The 25,989-nt window shown below is 72.5% G+C and carries 17 protein-coding genes; 10 read left to right on the top strand and 7 right to left on the bottom strand.

Annotation, left to right across the window (positions count from 1 at the left end):
• Nucleotides 1-211 precede the first annotated feature (211 nt).
• Nucleotides 212-1,930 carry a glycosyl hydrolase family 18 protein gene (locus ACFC2L_RS05310; RefSeq protein WP_375823254.1) on the bottom strand — a complete coding sequence of 573 codons (1,719 nt, stop codon included), beginning with the start codon at nt 1,928-1,930 and terminating at the stop codon, nt 212-214.
• A 155-nt stretch (nt 1,931-2,085) separates the two neighbouring features.
• Here ACFC2L_RS05310 and ACFC2L_RS05305 point away from each other — a divergent pair, with 155 nt between their 5' ends.
• Entirely contained in the window at nt 2,086-3,417 is a 1,332-nt protein-coding gene (locus tag ACFC2L_RS05305) for an MFS transporter (RefSeq protein ID WP_375823253.1), read from the top strand.
• Between the two features lie 321 nt (nt 3,418-3,738).
• Nucleotides 3,739-5,277: an MDR family MFS transporter gene (locus ACFC2L_RS05300; protein WP_375823252.1), complete on the top strand. Its 1,539-nt coding sequence runs from the start codon at nt 3,739-3,741 to the stop codon at nt 5,275-5,277.
• A 183-nt stretch (nt 5,278-5,460) separates the two neighbouring features.
• Here the strand turns inward: ACFC2L_RS05300 and ACFC2L_RS05295 are convergent, their stop codons facing one another.
• Nucleotides 5,461-6,984 (bottom strand): CCA tRNA nucleotidyltransferase, encoded by a 1,524-nt coding sequence (locus tag ACFC2L_RS05295; protein ID WP_375823251.1) that lies wholly within the window; start codon nt 6,982-6,984, stop codon nt 5,461-5,463.
• Between the two features lie 81 nt (nt 6,985-7,065).
• Between ACFC2L_RS05295 and ACFC2L_RS05290 the strand changes: the two genes are divergently transcribed.
• The 8 genes from ACFC2L_RS05290 to ACFC2L_RS05255 all read left to right on the top strand — a co-directional run bounded on the left by ACFC2L_RS05290 (nt 7,066) and on the right by ACFC2L_RS05255 (nt 18,114).
• Nucleotides 7,066-7,785: an NUDIX hydrolase gene (locus ACFC2L_RS05290; protein WP_375823250.1), complete on the top strand. Its 720-nt coding sequence runs from the start codon at nt 7,066-7,068 to the stop codon at nt 7,783-7,785.
• Complete coding sequence (locus ACFC2L_RS05285) at nt 7,782-10,088, top strand: DUF6049 family protein (protein WP_375823249.1); 2,307 nt, start codon at nt 7,782-7,784, stop codon at nt 10,086-10,088. The genes ACFC2L_RS05290 and ACFC2L_RS05285 overlap by 4 nt, the downstream gene beginning before the upstream one ends.
• Entirely contained in the window at nt 10,085-12,001 is a 1,917-nt protein-coding gene (gene murJ / locus ACFC2L_RS05280; RefSeq protein WP_375823248.1) for a murein biosynthesis integral membrane protein MurJ, read from the top strand. The genes ACFC2L_RS05285 and murJ overlap by 4 nt, the downstream gene beginning before the upstream one ends.
• A gap of 97 nt (nt 12,002-12,098) precedes the next feature.
• Nucleotides 12,099-13,967 (top strand): protein kinase family protein, encoded by a 1,869-nt coding sequence (locus ACFC2L_RS05275; protein WP_375823247.1) that lies wholly within the window; start codon nt 12,099-12,101, stop codon nt 13,965-13,967.
• 185 nt (nt 13,968-14,152) lie between these two features.
• Nucleotides 14,153-15,181, top strand: coding sequence for a thioredoxin-disulfide reductase (gene trxB, locus ACFC2L_RS05270; RefSeq protein WP_375823246.1), 1,029 nt, complete (start codon nt 14,153-14,155; stop codon nt 15,179-15,181).
• A 45-nt stretch (nt 15,182-15,226) separates the two neighbouring features.
• Nucleotides 15,227-15,559, top strand: coding sequence for a thioredoxin (gene trxA / locus ACFC2L_RS05265; protein WP_087470418.1), 333 nt, complete (start codon nt 15,227-15,229; stop codon nt 15,557-15,559).
• 101 nt (nt 15,560-15,660) lie between these two features.
• Entirely contained in the window at nt 15,661-16,989 is a 1,329-nt protein-coding gene (locus ACFC2L_RS05260; RefSeq protein WP_375823245.1) for a PLP-dependent aminotransferase family protein, read from the top strand.
• A gap of 180 nt (nt 16,990-17,169) precedes the next feature.
• On the top strand, nt 17,170-18,114 hold the full coding sequence (locus tag ACFC2L_RS05255) for a D-alanine--D-alanine ligase (protein ID WP_375823489.1): 945 nt from the start codon (nt 17,170-17,172) through the stop codon (nt 18,112-18,114).
• A gap of 2,494 nt (nt 18,115-20,608) precedes the next feature.
• Here the strand turns inward: ACFC2L_RS05255 and ACFC2L_RS05250 are convergent.
• From ACFC2L_RS05250 to yidC, 5 genes are all read right to left on the bottom strand, one after another.
• Complete coding sequence (locus ACFC2L_RS05250; protein ID WP_375823244.1) at nt 20,609-21,982, bottom strand: ParB/RepB/Spo0J family partition protein; 1,374 nt, start codon at nt 21,980-21,982, stop codon at nt 20,609-20,611.
• Nucleotides 21,979-23,040, bottom strand: coding sequence for a ParA family protein (locus ACFC2L_RS05245; protein ID WP_375823243.1), 1,062 nt, complete (start codon nt 23,038-23,040; stop codon nt 21,979-21,981). The genes ACFC2L_RS05250 and ACFC2L_RS05245 overlap by 4 nt, the downstream gene beginning before the upstream one ends.
• A gap of 237 nt (nt 23,041-23,277) precedes the next feature.
• Nucleotides 23,278-24,075, bottom strand: a complete 798-nt coding sequence (rsmG, locus tag ACFC2L_RS05240; protein ID WP_375823242.1) for a 16S rRNA (guanine(527)-N(7))-methyltransferase RsmG — start codon at nt 24,073-24,075, stop codon at nt 23,278-23,280.
• A 212-nt stretch (nt 24,076-24,287) separates the two neighbouring features.
• A complete protein-coding gene (locus ACFC2L_RS05235; RefSeq protein WP_375823241.1) occupies nt 24,288-24,815 on the bottom strand; it encodes a protein jag in 528 nt (175 codons plus the stop codon).
• 38 nt (nt 24,816-24,853) lie between these two features.
• On the bottom strand, nt 24,854-25,951 hold the full coding sequence (yidC, locus tag ACFC2L_RS05230; RefSeq protein WP_375823240.1) for a membrane protein insertase YidC: 1,098 nt from the start codon (nt 25,949-25,951) through the stop codon (nt 24,854-24,856).
• Nucleotides 25,952-25,989 lie beyond the last annotated feature (38 nt).

Here is a 25,989-nt window from a genome sequence, read left to right as displayed (position 1 = left end):
GCGAAGGTTGAGGGCCCGGCACGCTTTTCGCCGGGCCCTCGGCCGTAGCGGAGCGCAGGACCAGCGCGACCAGCAAGGTCGAGCGCTGACCTGGAGCGCTGATCCGGGGCGCGACGGAGGTGTGAAGCCCGGCGCGTTCGGCGCTGGGTGACGACGGGCGAGGCCCCTGCCGATGATCGGCAGGGGCCTCGCTCGTGTGCTCGTCGGTGCGTCAGACGCAGGGGCTGCCCGCGTCCCAGGCGCCGTACGCGTCGGTGCCGGGCTGGGACCCGGTGGTCCACCACTGCGCGGTGTAGTTCACACCCGCGCGGGTGACGACGTCGCCCGTCGTGTAGGTGCGGCCGGCGTCCCAGGCGTCGCCGCACGCGGGTGCGTCTCCGGCGGGGGCGGTGCCGGCGCCGCCGATGGCGCGCCAGGGGCCGTCCGGCTGGCCGGGCTCCTGGTTCCGGGTCCACCAGGCGGCGCGGTACTCGACGCCGTCGTGGTAGACGACGTCGCCGGTGCCGTACACGCCGGTCGCGTACCAGGGGGCCGCCGCGTCGGCGGGGACGAGCGGACCGGGGGTGGCGGTCTCGAACGTGCCGCGGAGGGTCCCGAGGAGCTCGTTGTCGTCGTCACCGGCGAGGTCCCAGAAGTAGCCGCCGCCGTAGCCGTTGGTGGCGAGGTACTCGGCCTTGGCGGTCACGGAGCGCGGGGTGTCCGCGGTCCACCACTCGCCGTCGCCGTAGAAGTAGCCCTGCCCGGCGACCTCGTCGTAGTACTCCGGGAGGCCCTTCGCCTTGATCTCGGAGTAGTACGTGAACGGGAGCGCGCCGTCCGCCGCGGCACCGGGCGTCGGGTCGGTGACGTTCTTCCAGCCGTAGCCGTACGCGGCCATGCCGAGGACGAGGTTCTCCTTGGGCCACCCGGCCGAGTGGTAGGCGCCGAGGACGCCGTCCGCGGCGAGGCCCCAGTTGGCGGGCTCGCCCGTCGTCGGGTCGTCGTAGACGTGCAGGTTGCCCTGGTGCCCGGTGCGGGTGGTGTTCCAGTCGCCGTGGTAGTCGTAGCCCTGGACGTTGATGAAGTCGAGCGCGTCGATGAAGCGCGGGTCGAGCCAGCCGCCGTAGGTGCGCGGTGCCCAGCCGGCCGGTGCGAAGCCGGTGATGAGGTAGTCCTCGCCGGTCTCGGCGCCGAGCTCGTCGAGCTCGGCGCGCAGGAGCTGCGCGAACTGGACGAAGTTCTCGGCGTCCTCCTCGGGTCGGGGCGTGGGGTGCTCGCCGGTCGCGCCGGGCCACTCCCAGTCGAAGTCGACGCCGTCGAAGATGCCGGCGGCGACGCCGTCGCCACCCTTGGTGCCGTTCTCCGCGTCCTGGACGACGGGCAGGTTGCCGCGGAAGTACACGTCGAGGCAGGACTCGACGAGGCGCTCGCGGTTCTCCGGCGTGGAGACGGCGTCGGAGAAGTTGTCCGACCAGGTCCAGCCGCCGAGCGAGATGAGGACCTTCAGGCCCGGGTTGGCCTCCTTGAGCTTCTTCAGCTGGTTGAAGTTGCCGGCGAGCGCCTGGTCGGCGGAGTCCGCGACGCCGTCGACGGCGTGCTCGGCGGGCTTGAGCTGGACGTAGTCGTTGAGGGGGTCGCCCTCGAGGCCGCCGTCGAGGGGGTCCTCCCGGTCGGTGATGTCGCAGACCAGGTCGGTCGTGACGTTGCCGAACGCGTAGTTGAGGTGCGTCAGGTCGGACGCCGCCCCGGTGGTCTGGAGGTCGGCCACCTGGTAGCCGTCCTCGTTGCCGGCGTCCCACGCGGGGTAGTAGCCGACCGTCTTGTAGCCGTTGGCGCCGTCTCCGCCGGCGGTCGCGGGTGCGGCGTGCGCCGTCCCGACCGTGCCGACGACGAGTGCCGCCGTCGCTGCGAAGGCGAGCCCTGCGGCTGCCGTCCTGGGGGTTCGTGTCATCGAGAATGCCTCGCTGCTTCTCCGGGCCCGGCCACTGTGGCGGGTCGTGACGAAAACGCAAAGGTAACCTTCCTAACGATTCTTGCCCAGCCGTTCCCAGGATGCGAGAACGGCGCGTCGTCGGCCGGGCTCCCTCGACCGCCTAGGGTTGAGGGGTGAGTGTCGTCGCCGAGCTGCGAGCGCTGCTGCGGCTGCGCGGGTTCCGCAGGCTGTTCGCCGTCCGCCTCGTCTCGCAGGCCGGGGACGGCATGTTCCAGGTCGGCCTGGCGTCGCTGCTGTTCTTCTCGCCCGAGTCGCAGGGCACGGCGGCGGCGATCGCGGGCGCGTTCGCGGTGATGCTCGCGCCGTTCACGATCGTGGGCCCGTTCGCGGGGGTGTTCCTCGACCGTTGGCAGCGCCGCCAGGTCCTCGCGTGGGGCAACGCGGTGCGCGTGGTCATCACGCTGGGGATGGCGGCGCTCATGCTCTCGGGCGGCGTGAGCGGGTGGATCTACGCGCTCGGCCTCGCGGCGTTGTCGGTGAACCGCTTCCTCCTCGCGGGCCTGTCCGCGGGCCTGCCCCGCGTCGTCGACGGCCCCCTGCTGCTCACGGCGAACTCCCTGACCCCGACGCTCGGCGCCGGCGCGGCGTTCGTCGGGGGCGGGATCGGCTTCGTCCTGGGTCTCGCGTTCGAGCCGGGCCGGGTCAAGGACTCGTCCGCGCTCGTGTGCGCGGCGCTCGTCTTCGGTGCCGCGTCGCTGCTCGCGCTGCGCCTCGGCCGCACGGAGCTCGGCCCGGAGCGGCCCGCCGAGTCGGCGATCCGGTCGGAGATCGTCAAGGTCGCGCGCGGCCTGGCCGACGGCGCCCGGTACCTCGTCGCGCGTCGCACGCCGGGCCAGGCGCTGCTCGCGATGGCGACCCACCGCTTCCTCTACGGCGTGGTCTTCATCGCGTCGATCCTCATCGCCCGGAACCTCCTCGACGCGGGGAGCCAGACGGCGGGCATGGCGACCTTCGCGATCGTCGTCGGGCTGACGGGTCTGGGCGGTGCGGGGGCGATGGTGCTGACCCCCACGCTCTCCCGGTACACGGGCCCGCAGGTGTGGATAGCGATCATGCTGCTGCTCGCCGCGGCGAGCCAGCTCCTGCTCGTGACGACGCCGTCGCGCGCGGTCGTGTACACGGGTGCCGCCCTGCTGGGGCTGGCCGCGCAGGGCACCAAGATCGCGGTGGACACGATCGTCCAGCGCGACACCGACGACGAGTACCGCGGCCGGGCGTTCGCGTTCTACGACGTCCTGTACAACGCGGCGTTCGTCGGGGCGGCCGCGCTGGCGGCGTTCACCCTCCCGGACACGGGCTGGTCGCGCGGCGTGTTCGTCGCCCTCGCGGTCGCGTACGCGCTCGCCGCGCTGGTGATGTGGACGCGCGGTGCGCGGACCCCGGCCGGGGCGGGGGACGCCGTCGTGCCCGACGCCGAGGCCGCCTCGCGGGCGACGCCCGCCTGAGCGGGACGCACCGCTCCCGGCCGATCTCCGGGTCCGGTCCTGCCGTCGGCGTACCGATGAGTCCGGGGCGGAAAAGAAGTCGTCACCGTCGGCGGGAATAACGCAGGATGGTGAATGGTCGTACAGGGTACGGATCGTCGTGGCCGACCGCGTCGATCGTCCCGGGTCACCCACGCTCCCCCGTGGTCCTGCCGACCGAGAACCGACACCGACGTCGCGTGCACCGCACGCGATCCCCGTGCTGCCCTGCGCAGCCCGCACTGCCCCGACCGGGTCCGAACCTGAGCCCGGGCCGCCACCGACGCGAGCGGAGACACCCCCGTGACAGCCTCCCCCACCCACGACACCTCGGCACCCGTCGACCGGCTACCCCGGGCGGACTTCCTCGTCATCGCGCTGCTGCTCGGCTCCGCGTTCGTCGTGATCCTCAACGAGACGACCATGAGCGTCGCGCTGGCGCCGCTCATGGAGGACCTCGGCATCACGGCCAGCACGGGCCAGTGGCTCACGACCGCGTTCATGCTGACGATGGCGGTCGTCATCCCGGCGACCGGGTTCCTGCTCCAGCGCCTCGGGACGCGCGGCGCGTACCTGCTCGCGATGTCGCTGTTCAGCGCGGGCACGCTGCTCGCCGCCGTCTCCCCCGGGTTCGCGTGGCTGCTGGTCGGCCGCATCGTGCAGGCCTCGGGCACGGCGATCATGATGCCGCTGCTCATGACGACGATCATGACGCTGGTGCCGCCGACGATCCGCGGCAAGGTCATGGGGAACATCTCCATCGTCATGGCCGCCGCGCCCGCGCTCGGCCCGTCGCTCTCGGGCCTCATCCTCAACTCGCTGAGCTGGCGCTGGGTGTTCGGGATCGTCCTCCCGATCGCGCTCGTCGCGCTCGTCCTCGGCTTCCTGTACATCCGGGACGTCGCCGACCGTACGCACTCGCGCCTCGACCCGTTCTCGCTGGTCCTCGCGGCGTTCGCGTTCGGCGGCCTGGTCTACGGGCTGTCGAGCATCGGCGAGGCCGCGCGCCACACCCCCGTCGTCCCGCCGGCGGTGCCCATCGCGTTCGGCGCCCTCGCGCTCGGCGCGTTCGTGTGGCGCCAGCTCGTGCTGCAGCGCGAGGACCGCGCGCTCCTCGACCTCCGCGTGTTCACGCACCGCGGGTTCAGCGTGCCGCTGGGCATCATGGCGGTCGGCATGGTCGCCATGTTCGGCTCCCTCATCCTCCTGCCGCTGTTCCTGCAGGACGCGATGGGCCTCGAGCCGCTCGCGACCGGCCTCATCGTGCTCCCGGGCGGGCTCCTCATGGGTCTGCTCGGCCCGACCGTCGGCCGGCTCTACGACCGGGTGGGCCCGCGCCCGCTCGTCATCCCCGGCGTGAGCGTCGTCGCCGTCGCCCTCGCGGCGTTCACGACGATCCACGCGGACTCGTCGCCGTGGTTCGTCCTCGCGCTGCACGTCACGCTGAGCCTGGGCCTCGCGTTCATGTTCACGCCGCTGTTCACGTCCGCGCTGTCGGCGCTCGAGCCGCACCAGTACTCGCACGGGTCCGCGTCGATCGGCACCGTGCAGCAGCTCGCGGGCGCCGCCGGCACGGCCATGTTCGTCGCCGTCATGACGACCCGCTCCATCGCCTACGGCGAGGCGGGCGCGTCGCCGCAGGCGGCGCTGGCCGAGGGCGTCGGGGACGCGTTCGTCTGGGGCACTGCCGTCATGCTCGTGGCCGTGGGCCTCTCGTTCCTCCTGCGCCGCCCCGCGCCGCAGGACCACGGCCAGGGCCACGGCCCCGCGGAGGACCGGACGCAGGACGCATCGGTCGAGGACGTCAAGGTCGAGGCGGCTCTGGCCACCGACGACGTCTGAGTCCTCGCCGCGTCGCGCGCCCGCCCGGAGGCGACGCGACCGCCGAGGGCGAGGCCGGAGGGGCGGTCGTGCCGGGTCGTGGCGGGTCTGGCAGGAGCGGCGCGAGGAACGAGCGGCGCGGATGGTAGACCCGGCACGACCGCCCCCGAGGTCTCGCCCGGACCGACCAGGACGCGTCGCCGCTCAGGAGGTGGACGACTCCGGCTGGTCGCCCCACCAGGCCAGGAGGTCCGCTCGCGCCGTCTCCTCGTCGACCGGGCCGCGGTCGAGGCGCAGCTCGAGCAGGTGCTTGTACGCCTTCCCCACCACCGGTCCCGGCCGGATCCCGAGGATCGCCATGATCTGCTGACCGTCGAGGTCCGGGCGGACGGCGTCGAGCTCCTCCTTCTCCTGGAGGGCGGCGATGCGGCGCTCGAGGTCGTCGTACGACTCGCGCAGCCGCTGGGCCTTGCGCCGGTTGCGGGTCGTGCAGTCGGCGCGCGTGAGGCGGTGCAGCCGCTCGAGCAACGGTCCGGCGTCGGTCACGTACCGGCGCACCGCGGAGTCGGTCCAGGCGCCGTCGCCGTAGCCGTGGAAGCGCAGGTGCAGCTCGACGAGCCGGGCGACGTCCTTGACGACCTGCTTGTCGTACCGCAGCGCCTTGAGGCGCTTGGCGACCATCTTGGCCCCGACGACCTCGTGGTGGTGGAAGCTCACGCCGCCGCCCGGCTCGAAGCGCCGCGTCGGCGGCTTCCCGACGTCGTGCAGCAGCGCCGCGAGGCGGAGCACGACGTCGGGAGCCGGGACCGCGCCGTCGGGCCCGGTCTCCTGGGCGATCGCCTGGTCGAGCACCGTGAGCGAGTGCTCGTAGACGTCCTTGTGCCGATGGTGCTCGTCGATCTCGAGCTTGAGCGCGGGCAGCTCGGGCAGCACGTGGTCGGCGAGGCCGGTGTCCACGAGCACCTCGAGCCCGCGGCGCGGCGACGTCGCGCACAGCAGCTTCGAGAGCTCGTCCCGCACCCGCTCGGCGGACACGATCTCGATGCGCTCGGTCATGAGGACGAGCGCGGCGAGCGTCCCGCCGTCGACGTCGAACCCGAGCTGGGCCGCGAAGCGCGCGGCGCGCATCATCCGCAGCGGGTCGTCGTCGAACGACCGCTCGGGGGCGATCGGCGTGCGCAGCACGCGCCGCGCGAGGTCGTCGAGGCCGTCGAACGGGTCGACGAACGTCATCTCCGGCACCCGGACCGCCATCGCGTTGACGGTGAAGTCGCGGCGCGACAGGTCGCCCTCGAGCGTGTCGCCGAACGCGACGACGGGCTTGCGCGACGTCGGGTCGTACTCGTCCGTGCGGTACGTCGTCACCTCGACGACGAGGTCGTCGGCGGCTCCCCCCCGGCCGAACCGCTTCGCGCCGATCGTGCCGAACTCCTTGCCGATGTCCCAGTGGGCGTCGCCCCAGCGCGCGAGGAGCGCCTCGGTCTCGTCGGGGGACGCGGACGTGGCGAAGTCGAGGTCGTTGCTCGCCCGCCCGAGGAACGCGTCGCGGACGGGCCCGCCGACGAGCGCGAGCTCGTGACCGGCGGCGCGGAACGCCTCGCCGAGCTCGATCGCCGCGGGTGCCATCTCGGTGAGCACGGCGAGGGCTCGGCGCTGCAGGTCGAGCGACTGCGGCGTCGGCTGAGATGCCGGCGGGGGTGACGGCGGGGACGACGAAGGCTGGGGCACGACACCCAAGCCTGCCAGATGCGACGCCCGCACCGGGGAGCCGGTCCCGGGGACCCGACGTCCACTCGGTAAAGTTGGGACATGTCCACCCCTGCGCACGCCGACGAGCCCCGGAGGGATCCGGCGGGCGGGCGTGGCAACGGTCGCGGGCAGCCCCTCCCGGTCCCCGCCCCGCCCGGCGGGCACGCGCTGCGCATCGACCCGCGCTCGCGCCCGGCCCCCGCGCCCCCGCCGCTGCCCGTGGTCGACGAGGTCTCGGCCGGCGGGCTCGTCGTCACGATCGTGGGCGGCGACGTGTGCGCGGCGATCATCGCGCGGCGCAACCGGGGCGGTCGCCTCGAGTGGTGCCTGCCCAAGGGCCACCTCGAGGGCGACGAGACGCCGGAGCAGGCCGCGGTCCGCGAGATCGCGGAGGAGACGGGCATCCACGGAGCGGTCCAGGAGCCGCTCGGCGTCATCGACTACTGGTTCACCGGCGACGACCGCCGCGTGCACAAGGTCGTCCACCACTTCCTCCTGCGCGCGACGGGCGGCTACCTCACGGTCGAGGGCGACCCGGACGGGGAGGCCGAGGACGTCGCGTGGATCCCCGTGGCGGACCTGCCCGACCGGCTCGCCTACCCCAACGAGCGCCGGATCGCCGCCGTCGCGCAGAGCGTCCTCGAGGGCAGACCGGCGCGGTTCCACGGGGTGGTCGAGAGTAGGGTGACCAGGACGATCGTCCGCTCGCCCGGCCGTCCGCACGACGGCCGCGGCGGCCAGGCACCGCCCGCCCCACGGAGCTCGACCGACCACTCATGACGCCCTCCCCCAGCAGCGGCGCGCGCCCCGGCGGCGCCGCGTCGGTTCCGCTCCTCGGCAGGTCCGCTCGGCTCCTCGTCGCCCTGGTCGTCCTGCTGGTCCTGACCGTCGGCGTCGTCCTCGGCGGATCCCTCGCAGCGACGGGCGCGACCACGGGCGCGACGGCCGGGACGACGGCCGGCACCGCCACGGAGACGGAGGACGCGGTGACGCTCGAGGTGGCGTCGCTGCAGCCGACCGTCCTCGGTCCGGGCGCCACCCTCACCCTCACCGCGCGCGTGACCAACGGGACCGCCCAGACGCTCGGGTCGCCCGCGGTGGCGCTCGGCATCGAGCGACGCGTGCTGAGCACCCGGTCGGCGCTCGAGAGCTGGACCACGACCGGGCCCGACGGCCGTGTCGGCGCCGGCGTCACGACCCAGGACCTCGGAGCACCGCTCGCACCGGGCGGGAGCGCGGACGTGACGCTCACGGTCCCGGTCGCGGAGCTCAACCTGAACGCCGGCAGCGAATGGGGCCCGCGCGGCATCTCCCTCACGGTGTCCGACGGCGGCGCGCGCCTGGCCGTGCAACGCACCTTCGTCCTGTGGGAGCCGTCGAGCGAGGTGACGCCGCTTCGCCTGAGCGTGGTCGCGGCCATGACCGGTCCGCCGGTGGACCCCGACCCCCAGGCGTACGACGACGCGCTCTCCACCGCGGTGGGGACGGACGGTCGCCTCGGGCGGCTGCTCGCGGCGACCGGCAGCGCGCCGGAGGTCGCGTGGGTCGCCGACCCGGCCCTGCTCGCGGCGGCGACGGGCGCGGCCGACCCGGCGGTGAACGCCTGGGCCGACGCCGTGGACGCCGCTGCCGCGGGCCGGTCCACGTTCGCGCTGCGCGCCTACGACCCGGACGTCGCGGCGTTCGCCCACGCGGGTCTCGCGCTGCCGGAGGGGACCCCGCTCCCCGCCGCGCCCGACCCGACGACCGACGAGGCGGCGACCGACGACGCGGGGAACGACGCGACGGAGGACGACGCGGACGCCACGCGCGAGGCGGCCGTCGGCTCCGGCGCCCCCGCGGCCGACCCGACGGCCGGGTGGCGGACCGACCTCGCCTGGCCGGGAGACGCCGTCCCCGACCTGACCACGACGACGCTCGCCGCGGCGTCGGGCGCGACCGCGACGGTCGTCGGCCCCGGCGGGCTCGTCCCGGACGAGTCGCTGACGTACACCCCCTCCGGGGTCGCCGAGGTCCCGACCGCCGCCGGACCCGTGAAGGCGCTCGTCGCCGACGCGGTGCTCACCGCCCTCCTGTCCGCCGGCGACGGCTCGGGGGTCACGGCGACGCAGCGGATCCTCGCCGAGACCGCGGTGATCGCCCGCGAGCGCCCGGCCGAGCAGCGCCACGTCCTCGTCGCGCTGCCCCGGAGCTGGGACGCCGAGCCGACGCTCTTCACGGCGCGCCTCGACGCCCTCGAGTCGGCCCCCTGGGTCGACCTCGCCCCCGTGGACGACCTGCTCGCGACCGCGCCGCCCGCCGTCGAGCGCACGCCGCTCCCGGACTCGGGCGCGGCCGAGGGCGAGATCACGGGCGCCCAGCTCCGCGCTCTCGACCGGTCGCGCACCGACCTCGCCGCGTTCGCGACCGTCGCCGCCGACCCCGTGACCATCACGCGCCCGCTCGAGCCCGGCTTCGTGACGCCGACCGCCGTCGCGTTCCGCGCCGCGCAGCCGTCGCGCGTGCTCGCCGTCCAGCACGCCGAGCAGCAGTCCGCCGCCGTCCGGGGCACGCTCTCCGTGGAGACACGCACCCCGTTCCTCTTCGTCGCCGAGCAGGAGGACCTCCCGGTCCGGGTGAGCAGCACGCTGGAGCAGGACGCGACGGTCGAGGTCGTGCTGCGGCCGGACGACCCGCGGCTGCGCGCGCCGGAGCGCAGGACCGTGACGATCCCGGCGGCCACGCGGGACGCCGACGGCGACCTGGTGGCGACCGAGACGAGCGTGGGCGTGCCCGTCGAGGGGTTCGGGAGCGGGAACGTCACGGTGGAGGTCGAGCTCGTCAGCGCGGCGCAGCCCCAGGTCCGCGTCGCGGAACCGCAGGAGTTCGTCGTGCGCGTGCGTGCCGACTGGGAGTCGGTCGGCACGGTGGTCGTGGCGGTGCTCCTGGCCCTCGCCCTGGTCGCGGGGATCTGGCGCACCGTGCGGCGCGGCCGCTCGCCACGCCGTCTGGCGGGCGCCACCGTGGACCAGCCGGCGCCGCCCGCGCAGGACCCGGCGTCGACCGCGCGGCCCGCCCGACGGGACGAGGAGCGGGTCGAGTGAGCCCGGACCAGCCCCGGCACGTCCGGCCCGCCGGCGCGGGGCACGGCACACGGCCCGGTACGACGCGCGACGTCGTCCCGTCCGGGGCGCTCCCGGGCGACCCCGCGGCGTCGGGCACCCCGGACGAGACCGCGGAGGCCGGGGCCACCCAGGCACCCGCCCCTCGCACGGGCGGCCTCGGCCGCTCGTCCGCGCTCATGGCGTCCGGCACCTTCGTCTCGCGCGGGCTCGGCCTCGTGCGCAACGTCCTCCTGGTCGCCGCGATCGGGACCACCGGCCTCGTCGCGGACGCGTTCGACGTCGCGAACAAGATCCCCAACGTCCTCTTCGCGATCCTCGCGGGCGGCGTCCTCAACGCGGTCCTCGTGCCGCAGATCGTCCGTGCGTACCGCGCGCACAACACCCAGGAGCGGCTCGACAAGCTGCTCACGCTCTCGGGCGTCGTGCTGGTCGCCCTCTCGGCGCTGCTCACGGCCGGGTCGAGCATCCTCGTCGCGCTCTACACCGGGCCGGGGTGGACCGCGCCGCAGACGTCGCTCGCGGTCGCGTTCGCCTTCTGGTGCACGCCACAGCTCTTCTTCTACGGGCTGTACACGCTGCTCGGGCAGGTGCTCAACGCGCGGGGCCAGTTCGGACCGTTCATGTGGGCGCCCGTGCTCAACAACGTGGTGTCGATCGTCGGGTTCGGGGCGTTCATCGCGATCTACGGCCCCGCCGCGGTGGGCAACGTCGACGACCTCACGCAGTGGGACGGGCCCAAGATCGCGCTGCTCGCGGGGACCGCGACGCTCGGCGTCGCGGCGCAGGCGCTCATCCTCGTCGTCCCCCTGTGGCGGGCGGGCTTCCGCTGGCACCTGCGGTTCGGGCTGCACGGCATCGGGCTGCGCTCCGCGGGCCAGGTCGCGCTCTGGACGTTCGCCGCCGTCCTCCTCGAGCAGGTCGGCGTCCTGTTCACCACGCGCTTCGCGAGCGAGGCGCCGCGCGCGGCGCTCGCGCAGGCGTTCGGACCCTACCGCGACGACCCCGGGACCCTCGGCGCCGTCACGGGACTCGTCACCGGCGCGCCGGACGCCTTCTCCGGCGCGCTCGCCGTCGCGGGGAACGCGGCCTACACGCAGGCCCTCATGATCTATCTGCTGCCCCACTCGCTCGTGACCGTGTCGATCGCGACGGCGCTCTTCACCGGCATGAGCGCCGCGGCCCACGCGGGCGACCTCGCGCGCGTCCGGCACGACCTCTCGCGCGGCGTGCGCACCGTCGGGGTCTTCACCGTGTTCGCGACGGTCGTCCTGGTCGTCCTCGCCCTGCCGATCACCAAGCTCCTCGTCCCCTCCGTCGACGCCGCGTCCGGCGAGGCCGTCTCCGAGGTGCTGCGCGCCATGGCGCTCGGGCTCGTGCCGCTCGGCGGCATGGTGCTCATGAAGTGGGTCTACTACGCGTTCGAGGACGGCCGGACCGTCTTCTGGATCCAGGTCCCGGGCACGCTCGTGCTCGTCGGCGTGTCGTGGCTCGCGACGCAGGTCCTGGCACCCCAGCTCTGGGTCGTGGGGATCGGCCTCGCGATGAGCGTGTCCAACCTCGTGGCCGTCGCGCTGCGCACCGTCGGGCTGCGACGCACGCTGCGCGGGCTCGACGGTGCCCGGATCCTGCGCCTCCACGTCAAGGCCGGGCTCGCCGCGCTCGCCAGCGCCGTCGCGGGCTGGGGCGTGCTGCGGGGGTTCGTCGTCCTCACCGGGGACGGCCCGGACGGCATCTACGGGCTCTCGTGGTGGCAGGCCGTCGTCGTGGTGTCCGTCGCCGGGGCCGTCATGACGGCCGTCTACGCGGGCGGGCTCAAGCTCATGCGGGTGCGCGAGCTCGACCAGCTCGCCGGTCCGGTCGTGGGCCGCGTCCGACGGCTCGTGCGACGGTGAGCGCCGTCCGACCACCCGGAACCAATCGGGTGATACGCGGGCAATCAGGGCCCGCGTACCATGGTGTGTCGACCACGAGTCCCACGGAGGAGGTCCGGTGAACGGCGTGGCCCCAGGAACACTGCTCGTCGCGCGCTACCGGCTCGACGAGCAGCTCGCGTCCGACCTGTCGGACGTCACCGCATGGTCGGCGCACGACCAGATCCTCGACCGGCCCGTACGGATCTCGCTGGTCTCCGGCGCGCACGTCGCCGACGCCCTCGACTCCGCCCGGCGCGCCGCGCTCGTCGTCGACCCGCGCCTGACGCGCGTCCTCGACGTCGGGACGGAGGACGGCGTCGCGTACGTCGTGACCGAGCGCTACACGGGCATCACGCTGAGCGAGGTCGTCGCGGGCGGCATCGTCGACCCGCAGCAGGCCCGCGCGATCGTCGGGGAGGCAGCGGCCGCGCTCGAGGTGGCCCGGAGGCGGGGCGTCCACCACCTCGCGCTGCGGCCCGACGCGCTCCGCGTCGACGGCAGCCGCGTCCTCCTCACGGGCCTCGGTCTCGACGCGGGCGTGGCGGGCCACGACCAGCACGACGCCGACCGGACGTCGCGCACCGACGCCGTCGGGCTCGTCGCCCTCCTCTACTACGCGATGACCGCACGGTGGGCCGGACCGTCCCTGGACGTGCCCTGGATCGCCCCCGACGCCATCCACCCGCTGCCCGCGCAGCGCGCGGGAGACGAGATCCTGGCGCTCTCCACCGTCCGCCCCGACGTCCCCGCCGAGCTCGACGCGCTCTGCGCGCGCGCCTTCGCCGGTACCCACGGCACCGCGGAGGAGTGGACGGCACCGCCCGCGGGCGACGTGCCCCGCTCCCCCGCCGACGTCGTCAGCGCGGTCGAGCCGTGGGGCGAGGTCTCGGTCGTCGCCGCCCTGCCGTCCTTCGTGCAGCCCGCGAGCGCGGGCGTGAGCCGCCAGTCCGTCCGCACGGCGTTCGACGGCGGGACGAGCGCACCCCCGGGCACGCCGCCGCCCGCGCCCCCCGTCCGGCGCCCGACCACCGGACGCATCCACCGCGTGGGTGACGTGCCCGGGTCCGCCGGTCCCGGCGTCGCGTACGCCGCCGGGGTCGCCACGGGAGCGACCGCCGCGGTCCCCCCGCCGGCACCGGACTCGGCGACCGCGGCGTACGCGGTCCCCCCGCCGCCCGTCGGGTACGACGCCGGCACCGCACCCGTCCAGTACGCGGCCGCCCCACCGCCCGTTCCCCCCGTCACGGAGGAGCCGCAGGCCTGGAGCGAGCCCGCACCACGACGGCGCGGTCCCCGCCGCTTCAACGCGACCCCGATCGTCCTCGTGCTCGTCCTCGGCCTCGTGGTGTGGGGTGTCGTGTGGGCGGTCGGCACGGCGTTCGACGGCTTCGGGCCCGCTCTCCAGACGAGCGAGGAGGAGCCCACGGGCGAGGGGTCGCAGGCCCCGTCCGAGGGCGGCACTGGTACCGCGGAGGGAGAGCAGCCGCCCCCGGTGACGGACGTCCGCCCCGTGATCGCGTCGGGTCAGGCCCTGGACCCCGAGGGCGACGCCTCCGGGAACAACGACGGTGAGCACCCCGAGCTCGCCCCGCTCGCCTACGACCAGCAGCCCGACACCACGTGGTTCTCGCGCCGGTACAACGCCGCAGACTTCGCCGGCCTGCGCACCGGGATCGGGTTCGCGGTCACGCTCGAGGAGAAGGCGCCGGTCTCGACGGTCGTGCTCGACACGTCCGCCACCGGTGGCAACGTCGAGATCCGTGCCACGAGCCCGGACGCCCCCACCGAGGGCACCGTCCTCGCCTCGGGGCCGCTCGCTCCCGGCGCGGAGTTCACGTTCGACCAGCCGGTCGAGGCGGAGTCGATCGTGCTGTGGTTCACCGAGCTGCCGCAGAACCCGTCCGGAGAGTTCCGCGCGGAGATCAACGAGATCCTCATCTCCTGACGCTCCGGCCCGGAGGACCTGCCTCCGGTCGGCCGTCGCCGACCTGCGGTGCGTGGACGGCCCGCGCGCCGTGCGACCGGTCCCCGTAGCGTGCCGAACACCCGTACCGTGGAACAGAAGCCGCCCCGGCGGCGTTCACACTCTCGCGTGGTCGGCCGCCACGCACCGAGCATCGAGGAGAGCACGTGACCGAGCAGTCTGCCGTCCAGAACCTGATCGTCGTCGGGTCCGGTCCCGCGGGGTACACCGCGGCGATCTACGCGGCGCGCGCGGGGCTGGCCCCGCTCGTGCTCGCGGGATCGGTCACCGCGGGTGGCGCCCTGATGAACACGACGGACGTCGAGAACTTCCCCGGGTTCCCCGACGGGATCATGGGTCCCGACCTCATGGAGAACATGCGCAAGCAGGCCGAGCGGTTCGGCGCGCGCATCGAGTGGGACGACGCCACGCTGCTGGACCTCGAAGGACCGGTCAAGACCGTCGTGACCGGCAACGGCGAGACGTACCGCGCCCGCGCCGTCATCCTCGCGACCGGGTCCGCCTACCGCGAGCTCGGCCTGGACGACGAGAAGCGCCTGTCCGGCCGCGGCGTCTCCTGGTGCGCGACGTGCGACGGGTTCTTCTTCCGCGACCAGCACGTCGCCGTCGTCGGTGGCGGGGACTCCGCGATGGAGGAGGCGACGTTCCTCACCCGGTTCGCGGAGAAGGTGACCCTGGTCCACCGTCGCGACGAGCTGCGCGCGTCGAAGATCATGGCCGACCGCGCCCTGAACGACCCGAAGATCGACTTCGCCTGGAACAGCGAGGTCGCCGGGATCGGCGGCGAGAACAAGGTCGAGGCGCTCACGCTGCGCGACACCGTGACCGGTGAGGAGCGCGAGCTGCCCGCGACCGGCCTGTTCGTCGCGATCGGTCACGAGCCCCGCACCGAGCTCGTCAAGGGCCAGATCGACCTGGACGACGAGGGCTACATCCAGGTCGTCGGGCGCACCACCGCGACCAACCTCGAGGGCGTGTTCGCGTGCGGCGACGCCGTCGACCACACCTACCGCCAGGCCATCACCGCCGCCGGCTCCGGGTGCGCCGCCGCGCTCGACGCGCAGCGCTACCTCACCGAGCTCGCCGACGCCGCCGGCCTGGAGGACCTCGCCGGCACGCCGAGCACGCCGAACCCGGACGAGCTGCCCGAGGCGCTCGCCGAGCTCCAGGCCTGAACCAGCGTCCCCGTCACCCACCGAGTCCTACCGCAGGAGGTCACCATGCCGACCGTTCCGGTCACCGACGACACCTTCCGTGCCGAGGTCCTCGAGTCCGAGGTCCCCGTCCTGGTCGACTTCTGGGCGACCTGGTGCGGCCCGTGCCGCCAGGTCGCACCGATCCTCGAAGAGCTCGCCGAGGAGTACGACGGCAAGATCAAGATCGCCAAGCTCGACACGGACGCGAACCCCGAGACGACCGGTGCCTACGGGATCGTGTCGATCCCGACGCTGAACGTCTACGTCGGCGGCGAGCTCCAGAAGTCGATCATCGGGGCGCGCCCCAAGCGCGCGCTCACCGAGGAGATCGACGCCGTGCTCGCCACGGCGGTCTGAGCCGCATCCGACCACTGCCCGGGGGGCGGACCGCGAGCACCGCGGTCCGCCCTCCGGCGTCTTCACGGGATCCCCCGACGCACCGTGCGACACTGGGGGTCGTGACTGGACCGACGACTCCCCCGCAGCAGCCCGCTCCCAGCGGCACCCGCCTCGACCCGTGGTTCGGTGCGTACGCAGAGCGAGCGCACGGGATGCGAGCGTCGGAGATCCGGGCGCTGTTCGCCGTGGCGAACCGCCCCGAGGTCGTGTCGCTCGCCGGCGGCATGCCCTACCTCGAAGGGCTCCCGCTCGACCAGATCGCCGACACCATGCAGCGCCTCGTCGCGACGCGCGGTGCGACGGCGCTCCAGTACGGGTCCGGGCAGGGCGACGAGACGCTGCGCGAGCAGATCCTCGACGTGGTCCGGCTCGAAGGGATCGAGTGCCACCCCGACGACGTCGTCGTGACGACGGGCTCGCAGCAGGCCCTGGACCTCGTGACCCGGATCTTCGTCGACCCCGGTGACGTCGTCGTCGCCGAGGCGCCGAGCTACGTCGGCGCCCTGGGAGTGTTCCGGTCGTACCAGGCAGACGTCGTGCACGTGCCCCTCGACGAGCACGGCCTCGTCCCCGAGGCGCTGGAGGAGACGCTCGCCCGCCTCGCCGCGGACGGTCGCCGCGTCAAGCTGCTCTACACCGTGCCGAACTTCCACAACCCCGCCGGGGTGACCCTCACCGCGGAGCGCCGTCCGCGCATCCTGGAGATCGCGCAGCGCTACGGCGTCCTCGTCATCGAGGACAACCCCTACGGCCTCCTCGGCTTCGACGGACAGACTCTCCCCGCGCTCCGCTCGCTCGACGAGGACGGCGTCCTGTACCTCGGGTCGTTCTCCAAGACCTTCGCCCCCGGGTACCGGGTCGGCTGGGTGGTTGCGCCCCACGCCGTGCGCGAGAAGCTCGTCCTCGCCAGCGAGTCCGCGATCCTCTGCCCGTCGAACGCCTCGCAGCTCGCGATCGCCGCCTACCTCGACACGTGCGACTGGAAGGGGCAGATCAAGCAGTTCCGCGAGCTCTACCGCGAGCGGCGCGACGCGATGATCGGTGCGCTCTCCGAACACCTCCCCTCGGCCCGCTGGACCGTCCCGGACGGTGGCTTCTACACGTGGGTGCAGCTCCCCGAGGGCCTCGACGCCCGATCGATGCTGCCGCGCGCCGTGACGGCCCGTGTCGCCTACGTCCCCGGCACGGCGTTCTACGCGGACGGCACGGGCTCGAGCCACGTGCGCCTCTCCTACTGCTTCCCGACCCCCGAGCGGATCCGTGAGGGAGTCCGACGCCTCGCCGGGGTCGTCAACGCCGAGCAGGAGCTCGTCGAGATCTTCGGCACGAACGCCGAGCTCGACCCCGACGTCACGGACGTCGAGAACCCCTCGCCCAACCTGGCCTGAAGCCCTCTCACCACGACGCCGAGCGGACCCTACCGGGAGACGCCGGCACCGAACAGGAGTCCGTCAACAGTGGACACGACCACGGGTACCCCGACGGCGACGGACGAGGCCGGTGGCGCGGCCGCGACCGACGCGCAGCGCCCTGACCAGCACCTTCGCCTCCTCCGGCTCGACGACGAGGTGCCCTCGGGCGGCCACGTCGTCATCCTCGCGGGCGGACTGTCGCACGAGCGCGACGTCTCGTTGCGCTCCGGACGCCGCGTCGCCGAGAGCCTGCGCGCCGCCGGCCTCGAGGTGACCGTCCACGACGTCGACGCGGACCTCCTCCCGTTCCTCGACGCGACCCGCCCCGACGTCGTGTGGCCGCTCCTGCACGGCGCGAGCGGCGAGGACGGCTCGATCCGCGACGTGCTCGACCTCGTCGGCGTGCCCTACGTGGGGACCGGACCGCGGGAGAGCCGCGCGGCGTGGAGCAAGCCCGTCGCGAAGAGCATCGTGCTCGGCGCGGGCCTGTGCACGCCCGAGTACGTCACCCTCCCCCAGAGCCTGTTCCGCGAGCTCGGCGCCCAACCCGTCCTGGACGCGGTCGTCGCGCGGCTCGGCCTTCCCCTCGTGGTCAAGCCGACCCATGGCGGCTCAGCACTCGGCGTCACCCTCGTGGAGCGTGCCGACCAGCTGCCCCGTGCCATGGTCGACTGCTTCGCCTACGGGGACGTCGCCCTGATCGAACGTGCGGTGCGCGGCGTCGAGCTCGCGGTCAGCGTCGTCGACGTCGGCCAGGGACCCGAGGCGCTTCCGCCGGTCGAGATCGTCACGACCGGCACGTACGACTTCGATGCACGGTACAACCCCGGACGCACCGAGTACTTCGCCCCTGCGCGCCTGGACGACGACGTGCTGGGCATCGTCCGCGAGGTCGCGGTCCGCGCGCACGTCGCGCTCGGACTGCGCGACCTGTCCCGCACGGACGTCATCCTCGACCCGGACGGCGTCGTGCAGTTCCTCGAGGTCAACGTCGCGCCGGGCATGACCGAGACGTCGCTCCTCCCCCAAGCCGCGCGCGCCGCCGGTCTCGACCTGGGCCACCTCTACCGCTCGCTCGTCCAGACGCACGTGCGCCACTGAGCATCGTCGGAAGCCCGCGGCGCGCGGCGGCGCGCCATGTTTCACGTGGAACGTTGGTTGCCGACGCTCTCGCCGCGCGGTCCTCCCACGCTCCTCCGGCTGGCGGCCTTCCGTCGCGATCCTCGTGGGGCCGAGGTGCGTCTCTCGCCGCCGAGACAGTGGTGCGATCGGTGCATGGCTCGGCTCAGGCTCTCGGGGGGGCACGTGGCGTCGTCGTGGCTCGCGGCTAGTCCGCGCAGGACTAGGCTGCAGGGCTCCACGCGATGTGAGCTGGCGCTCAGTCCGGCCGCGAGCTCGTGGGGACAGCTCGTGCGTGTCGAAGCTCTGTCGCGGCTCTCGGACGTCGTCGGCATGCTGGTCGACAGATCTTTCGGCGTGGCTCACCCGACGTGGTCGGGTCGTGTCGAGATACGGCCGTGGCCGTGGCAACCGTGGCCGTGGCCGTGGCCGGCCTCGGTGGAGCGGTGGCCGCCTTGCCAGCGATCGTGACCCAGGAGGAAGACTCCCTTTCGGACGACATCATCGTCGGCATCAGCATGGGTCGACAGGCGTTCTTCTCCGGTCCACCCGATGTGGCCGGGTCGCGTCGTAGCGCCGCCTGGGGAGGGCGCCTATCTCGGTGAACCGCCGGCCGCCGTGGCGGTGATCGTGACCTGGAGAGGAGCTGCATCCATCTCTCTCGACCGACACCTCGTCAGCGTGTCGGGGACGTCTTCCCTGGTCCACCCGACGTCGTCGGGTCACGTCGAGTCTCCACGTGGCCGAGGACGACCTACCTCGGTGAAGCAGCAACCGCCTCGGCGGCGATCGCGACCAGGGAGGAGACGCGTCGAGGTTCCTCCTGTTTCACGTGGAACGCGTCCCTCGTGGGGCCGCTCAGGGCCGCTCCAGCATCCGCCTTCCGCATGAAGCCCTCCCCTACCGCGCAGCCGGCCATGTTCCACGTGAAGCCACTCGCTTCCCGCACATGGCCGCGCCCTCCACGTGAAACCCCGAGAGCGGAATCCCGTGGGGCCCCGGCAGACGCCCGGGTCACCACGTGAAGCCACTCCAGCACCGCGCTGACGACCGCTCTTCCGACATGACGCCCGCGGCGACCACGAAGGCGTCCGCTGCTACGGGCAAGGCCCGTGGCATCCAGAGCGCACCATCAAGTCTTGCCCTTCCACCGGGCACCCTCTGGCGCAACTCCCGATCAGTCGTGGCTTGCAACATGGCGTCGACGAACTGACGGACGGCCCGGTGCGCTCACCGCGGGGACTCTCGAACCACGTGGACCACCACGCCTCCCCGAGAAGCGCGACCGCGTTGTTCCACGTGAAACCACGACACCGCCATGCTTCCGCTCGCGCGTCTCCTCATGGCCTACGCCGCCGAGCTCGACGCGCCAGCGTCGAGCTCGTGCGCGAGAACGCGCGATCGCCGACGCCGAGCCGCGACGTTCCACCCTGACACGTGCCAGTGGCGTCACAGCGAGTCCGACGACGGCTTGGTCCGTGCGCTCTCCGCGCGGAAGAGGGCGCCAACGAGCATCGCTCTCCGCGCCGCCACCTCGCGTTCGGCGAGAGCCACACCTGCGAACGCACAGTGTGAGACGACCCTCGCTTGACCCACGCGACGCGGGCCCCGATCGATGACGAGGGCCGGATCGGGGCCGCTCGACGGGAGGCGCGGCGTGCTCCCGCGGTTGTTCCACGTGAAACGGCGCTGGAGCCATCGGGGACTGCCAGTGGCGCGGACATCCCGATCTCAACGGCAGAAGATGCGCACCGCGACATCCACGAGATCCGAGGTCGAGCGGACTCCCACCGGACCCGCCGGTGCCGGCGAGTCCGGCGCCGCGCGACCAGCGACGCTGCCCCACGACGCTCCCCTCCCCCACACCCGGTGGGCGTCCGTCACCCTGGCGACCCGGTGCGCCGGACCTGCCGACGGCCGTCCTGAGATCGGGACGGTGCCGGTCATATCGACCGGCGAGCGCGAGGAAGAGCGACTGGGTCCGGGGCGAGACGGTCGCCACTCACGAGTCCGGCGTGCGCGCCCGGGAGCGGCGATGCAAGGCCGTGACCGCCGCCGGCACGTCGAGCCCCGTGCGACAGTCCCGGCCTGGGTATCCGATGCCGGGCGTGGGCGAACCCGCTAGCCCCGCTCGCGCCCGGCGCGCGGAGTCCGCACCCGACCGGGAGCGGCGATACAAGGCCGGGACAGCCGCTGGCACGTCAAGCGGCGTGCGACAGTCCCGGCCTGGGTATCCGGCGCCGGGCTTGGGCGACCCGCTCGCGGCTCCCGCGTCCGACGTGCGGGCTCCGCACCCGACCGAGGACCGCGATGCAAGGCCGGGACTTCCGCTCACACTTCACGCACCGTGTGACAGTCCCGGCGTGGGTACTGGGCGCCGCGAGCCGCGGCGCGGCTGGACCGGTCCCGGTCCCTCCTAGCCCCGGCCCGAGCCCGAGCCCGAGCCCCAGCCCCAGCCCCCGCGACACTCCCCCGACTACTTGCGCAGAAGGCCCGGGTCGTTCGGTGCCATCACGTCCAGGATTCGGTTGAGGTCCTCGACCGACGCGAACTCCACCGTCAGGCGCCCCTTGTTCTTGCCGAGGTCGACCTTGACCCGCGTCTCGAAGCGGTCCGAGAGCCGATGAGCGAGCTCGTCGATCGCGGCGGAGCGCTGACCCGCCCGCGGAGCGCGCGGAGCGCGACGCTGCCCGTCGAGTCCACCCATCGCGACGATCTCCTCCGTCGCACGCACCGAGAGCCCTTCGGCGACGATGCGCTGGGCGAGGCGTTCGATCTCAGCTCCGTCGGTCAGACCCAGGAGCGCGCGGGCATGGCCAGCAGAGAGGACACCTGCCGCGACGCGACGCTGCACGAGCGGCGGGAGACGCAGAAGTCGCAGCGTGTTCGAGATCTGAGGACGGCTGCGGGAGATCCGCTCAGCGAGCTCCTCGTGGGTGCACCCGAAGTCGTCGAGGAGCTGGCGGTACGCCGCTGCCTCTTCCAGGGGATTGAGGGCACTGCGGTGCAGGTTCTCGAGGAGCGCGTCGCGCAGCAGGTCGGCATCATCCGTCTCGCGGATGATCGCGGGGATCACGTCCAGTCCGGCCGCCTGCGTCGCGCGCCACCGCCGCTCGCCCATGATCAGCTCGAAAGAACCGTCCTCGCCCGGGACGGGCCTGACGACGATCGGCTGAAGGACGCCGATCTCACGGATCGAGCCCACCAGCTCGTCGAGGTCGCCTTCGTCGAACACCGTGCGCGGCTGACGGGGGTTCGGACGGATCGACGCCGTCGGAATCTCGGCGAAGCGTGCACCGGGGACCGGAACGAGGTCGTCCGCTGCGCTCCCCGTCCACTCCTCGGAAGCGGTGGTCACGTCGCCCGAGAGGACGTCCGACGTCGCGTCACCAGCGGCGAGTCCGGTCGTCCCATCACGCTTCCCCGTCTCAGGCGCGGTTTCACGTGAAACAGCGTCAGGAGTCACCTCATCGCGCGCCGCCGTACCGTCGTTGCCCTCCTGCGGCGCGGCAGGCGAACCTCCGACCTCCGAGCCGCCCAGCGGTGCGGACTCCACGCTCAACGCGTCCAGCTCGGCGAGGTCGCGGGCCGAGAGCGACGTCAAGGAGTCGACGTCGGCCGGCCCTGAACCAGACTCGGCAACCAGGGTCACGACGGGAGCGACGACCTCGGTGCTCTCCACCGCGCCCGGCTCGTCCGCCGCGGCTGCACCGTCGCCCGATACGTCATCGGTCCGCGGCTCGTCCGACGCAGGGCTCGGGAAGAACACGTCAACGGGACGCTTCCCCTCCGAGCTCGTCGGGATGAGTGCCCCAAGCCCTCGACCGAGCCCCCGACGCTTCTCGCTCATCGCAGTTCCTCCTGCCGCAGGCCGGGACCACCGATGGTGCCGGCAAACTCGTGTTCCGTTCGAACCGTCCGGCTCTCACTACCGGGCGCGGCGGTGAGACCCTGCTCCCGCTTCGGCTCCTGCTCAGGGACCGCATCGAGATCGGGATCCTCTGGCCTGTTCGCACCGCGTTGCGTGAGCTCACGCGCAGCCTCGAGGTACGCGAGCGCGCCCGTCGATCCAGGATCGTAGGTCATCACCGTCTGTCCGTGACTCGGCGCTTCAGAGATGCGTACCGAGCGCGGAACGGTCGTCCTCAGCGTCTGGTCGGGGAAGTGCTCCCGGACCTCGGCAGCCACCTGCTGCGCAAGGTTGGTGCGACCGTCGTACATCGTGAGAAGGATCGTCGAGACGTGGAGGCCGGGATTGAGGTGCGACTTGATGAGCTCGATCGTCTTCAGGAGCTGGCTCAGTCCTTCCAGCGCGTAGTACTCGCACTGGATTGGGATGAGCACCTCCCGACCGACCACGAAGGCATTCACCGTGAGCAAGCCGAGGCTCGGAGGGCAGTCCACCAGGACGTAGTCGATAGGTTCCTGGCCGTCACGCTCTCGTCCCGCCAGGTATTCATCGAGTGCGCGTCGAAGCCGTGTTTCACGTGAAACCAGCGAGACGAGCTCGATCTCGGCTCCGGAGAGATCGATCGTCGCCGGAACGCACCACAGCGTCGGGATGTCGGGGCACTGCTGGACGGCGCTGGCCAACGGGTCACCGTCGACGAGGACCTCGTAGACCGACGGTGTCCCGGCGCGGTGCTCGACTCCGAGCGCCGTCGAGGCATTTCCCTGGGGGTCGTTGTCGATGACGAGCACGTTGAGTCCCGCCAGCGCGAGCCCCGCGGCAAGATTGACGGTCGTGGTGGTCTTCCCCACCCCGCCCTTCTGGTTCGCGACCGTGATGATGCGCGTCGATGCAGGGCGGGGGAAACGCCGGCCCTGGAGGTCGATGCGACGCCGGGCATCCTCGGCGAGCTGAGCGGCGAGGGGAGTCGAGTCGTCCGTGATCGGCAGGCTCGCCATGAGCGCTGCTCTCCGATCGTCCTCACTCCCGGAGCTCCGAGCCCCTCCCCCGTCGTGGGAGAGCGACGTCGCCGACCGATCCTGAAGCTCTCCAGGGTCGACAGGGCTTTCCGTCACGCGTCTCATCCTCTCCGTCGTCGCTTCCCAGCATGCGCCGTCCGATCCACTCATCCGTGGAGGTCGGGCGCTGGTCGTCCCCGTGTCGCCACACAGCGGTGGCGACGCCCAGGGACGGGTTCAGCGTGCCCCAGTCTGCCGCACGATCCGCACGGCAGTCGTGGTCTCCACACCCGGGATCGTCGGCGCGTCGACGATCTCGGGCTCGCCCCCCTTGAGCCGGCGCAGCACCTTGCGGGCAGGGTCGATCTCTCGGGCAACGTTGCGGCCCTTCAGGACGATCATCTCGCCACCCGGTCGGACGAGCGGCAACGACAGCCGGACCAGCTTGTCCAGCGCGGCCACGGCGCGCGACGTCACGGCGTCGCACTCGAACGCTCCGTGGTACTCCTCGGCGCGCCCCCGCTTCACCTCGATGTTCGCGAGGTTCAGGTCCGATGCGATCTCCGACAGCCAGGCGCACCGCCGCTCCATCGGCTCGACCAGGTAGACGGTGGCGTCTGGACGCATCGCCGCGATCACGACCCCGGGAAGGCCCGCGCCCGACCCGATGTCCGCGATCACGCCGGTCTTCGGGAGGAACGGGACCACCGCGGCGGAGTTGAGGATGTGCCGGTCCCAGATGCGAGGGACCTCGCGCGGCCCGATGAGTCCGCGCAGCTCGCCCTCGTCGCGCAGGCGGTCCGCGAACCGTTCGACGGTCGGGAACGCCGCACCGAAGTACTCGGCCAACGCCTCCCGTGAGATCTCCGGTTCTACGTTGCCGTCAGCCTGGTCGTGCATCGGCTCTTCTGCCTCCTCGTCAATGGGCACGCCACATCGTTTCACGTGAAACGCCTGGCGGCGTGTCCGATCAGCACGTGATCCTCCTCGCCCCGTGAGGTCGGCCAGACGCTGAGTTCCACCGACGTCGACCACCGGGGATCCGCGACGCGCACATTGCGGCGACCGAAGAGACTCACCTGGTCAGCACCGCCCGACGCGCACACGAGCGAGCATCACCGACGGACCCGCGCCCCGTTCGTGACAGCCCTCCTGGATGGACACCGTCAGCGTGCTGTCCCCCTAACGACGGTCGCCCCCCGTTTCACGTGAAACGGGGGGCGACGGTCGTCAAACGGGAGACTGTGTCAGTCCGCGGGATAGATCACCACGTAGCGCTGGGGCTCGACCCCCTCGGAGTCGCTGCGCAGGCCGGCGGCGGCCACCGCGTCGTGGATCACCTTGCGCTCGAACGCGTTGAGCGGTTCCAACGAGACCTTCGCCCCACCCGACTGGACACGCGAGATGGCCTCCTCGGCCTGTGCGGTCAGCTCACGCCGACGGTCGGCGCGGAACCCCGCGACGTCGAGCATCAGTCGACTCCGCTCCCCGGTGCGGGCCTGGACGGCCAGGCGAGTCAGCTCCTGGAGCGCGTCGAGGACGTCCCCACCGTCGCCCACGAGCGAACGCAGCGCCGCAGGGTCGTCGGCGACGATCTCGACCGCCGCGCGGTCGTGCTCGACGTCGATGTCGATGTCGCCGTCGAGGTCGGCGATGTCGAGCAGCTCCTCGAGGTAGTCCGCCGCGATCTCACCCTCCTCCTCCAGGCTGGTGGTCTCGCGCGTCGACTCGTCGGTGGCGGCCTCTTCGGGCGCGGGGGTCTCGGTAGGCGTCATGACGGTGCTCCTCACGGCGGGCGCGCTCGGGCGCGGGTCTACTTCTGCTTCTTCTTCTTGGGCGCGGGCTTCGACGTCGTGGGAGACGACGACCCCTTCGCACCGTGGTCCGTCACAGGGCCGTCCTCAGCCACGGGCGCGTCCTCCACCGGTGAGTTCGCAGAGCCCGTGTCAGACGACGTCCCTGCAGGGCGCACCGGGGCGGCGCCCTTCTGGCGGTCCTTGCGCTTCGGCTGCTGACGCTGGCCACGCGGCTGCTCGATCACGGGCGTCGCATCCTCGACGATGCCCTTCGCCGCACGCTTGCGGGCCTGACGCTCCTTGAGAAGGCGCTCGGCCTCGGAGCCCGGCGCGGGCATGCGCCGGATCGTGTAGAACTGCTGCCCCATCGACCAGAGGTTCGTCGTCGTCCAGTAGACGAGCACGCCGACCGGGAAGTTGACGCCCGAGACCGCGAAGATGAACGGGAAGACGTAGAGCATCATCTTCTGCGTCGACGCCATCGGACCCTCGAGAGCGGCCTTCGGCATGTTCTTCATCGTGAGCTGGCGCTGCGTGAAGAACGTCGTGGCGCACATGGCGACGATGAGAACGGCGATGACGATCTTGGTCTGCAGGTCGTCGGTCCGCAGGAAGACGTCGGAGAGCTGGGCCCCGAACACCGACGAGCTCTCGATGTCGCTCGCGACCGCGGAGTTGATCGGACCGATCGGGTCATCCGTGCCGTTCGAGATCGGCACCAGCCCGTTCAGCACGCGGAAGAGCGCGAAGAAGATCGGCGACTGCAGCAGGATCGGCATGCACGACGCGAACGGGTTCGTCCCGTGCTTGCGGTACAGGTCCATGGTCTCGCGGCTCATGGCCTCGCGAGACGCCGGGTCCGTCTTCCCCTTGTACTTCTTCTGGATCGCCTGCATCTCGGGCTGCAGCATCTGCATGCCCCGCGAGGCCTTGATCTGCTTGAAGAACAGCGGGATCAGCAGGATGCGGATGATGATGACCAGGCCGACGATCGACAGCACCCATGCCGGACCGGGACCGTCGGAGAACCCCAGGTACGTCAGGCCCTGGTGGCACAAGTACATGATCCAGGCGACTACCCACTCGATGGGGTAAAGGATCGCGAAGAAGTCCATCCGTGACTGCTCCCTCAACTTCGGACAAAGCTTGTGAA

The sequence above is a fragment of the Cellulosimicrobium sp. NPDC055967 genome (assembly GCF_042269845.1).
Taxonomy (GTDB): Bacteria; Actinomycetota; Actinomycetes; order Actinomycetales; family Cellulomonadaceae; genus Cellulosimicrobium.
Note: the sequence above shows the minus strand (reverse complement) of the source record. Positions and strands in the feature narration are given on the sequence as shown.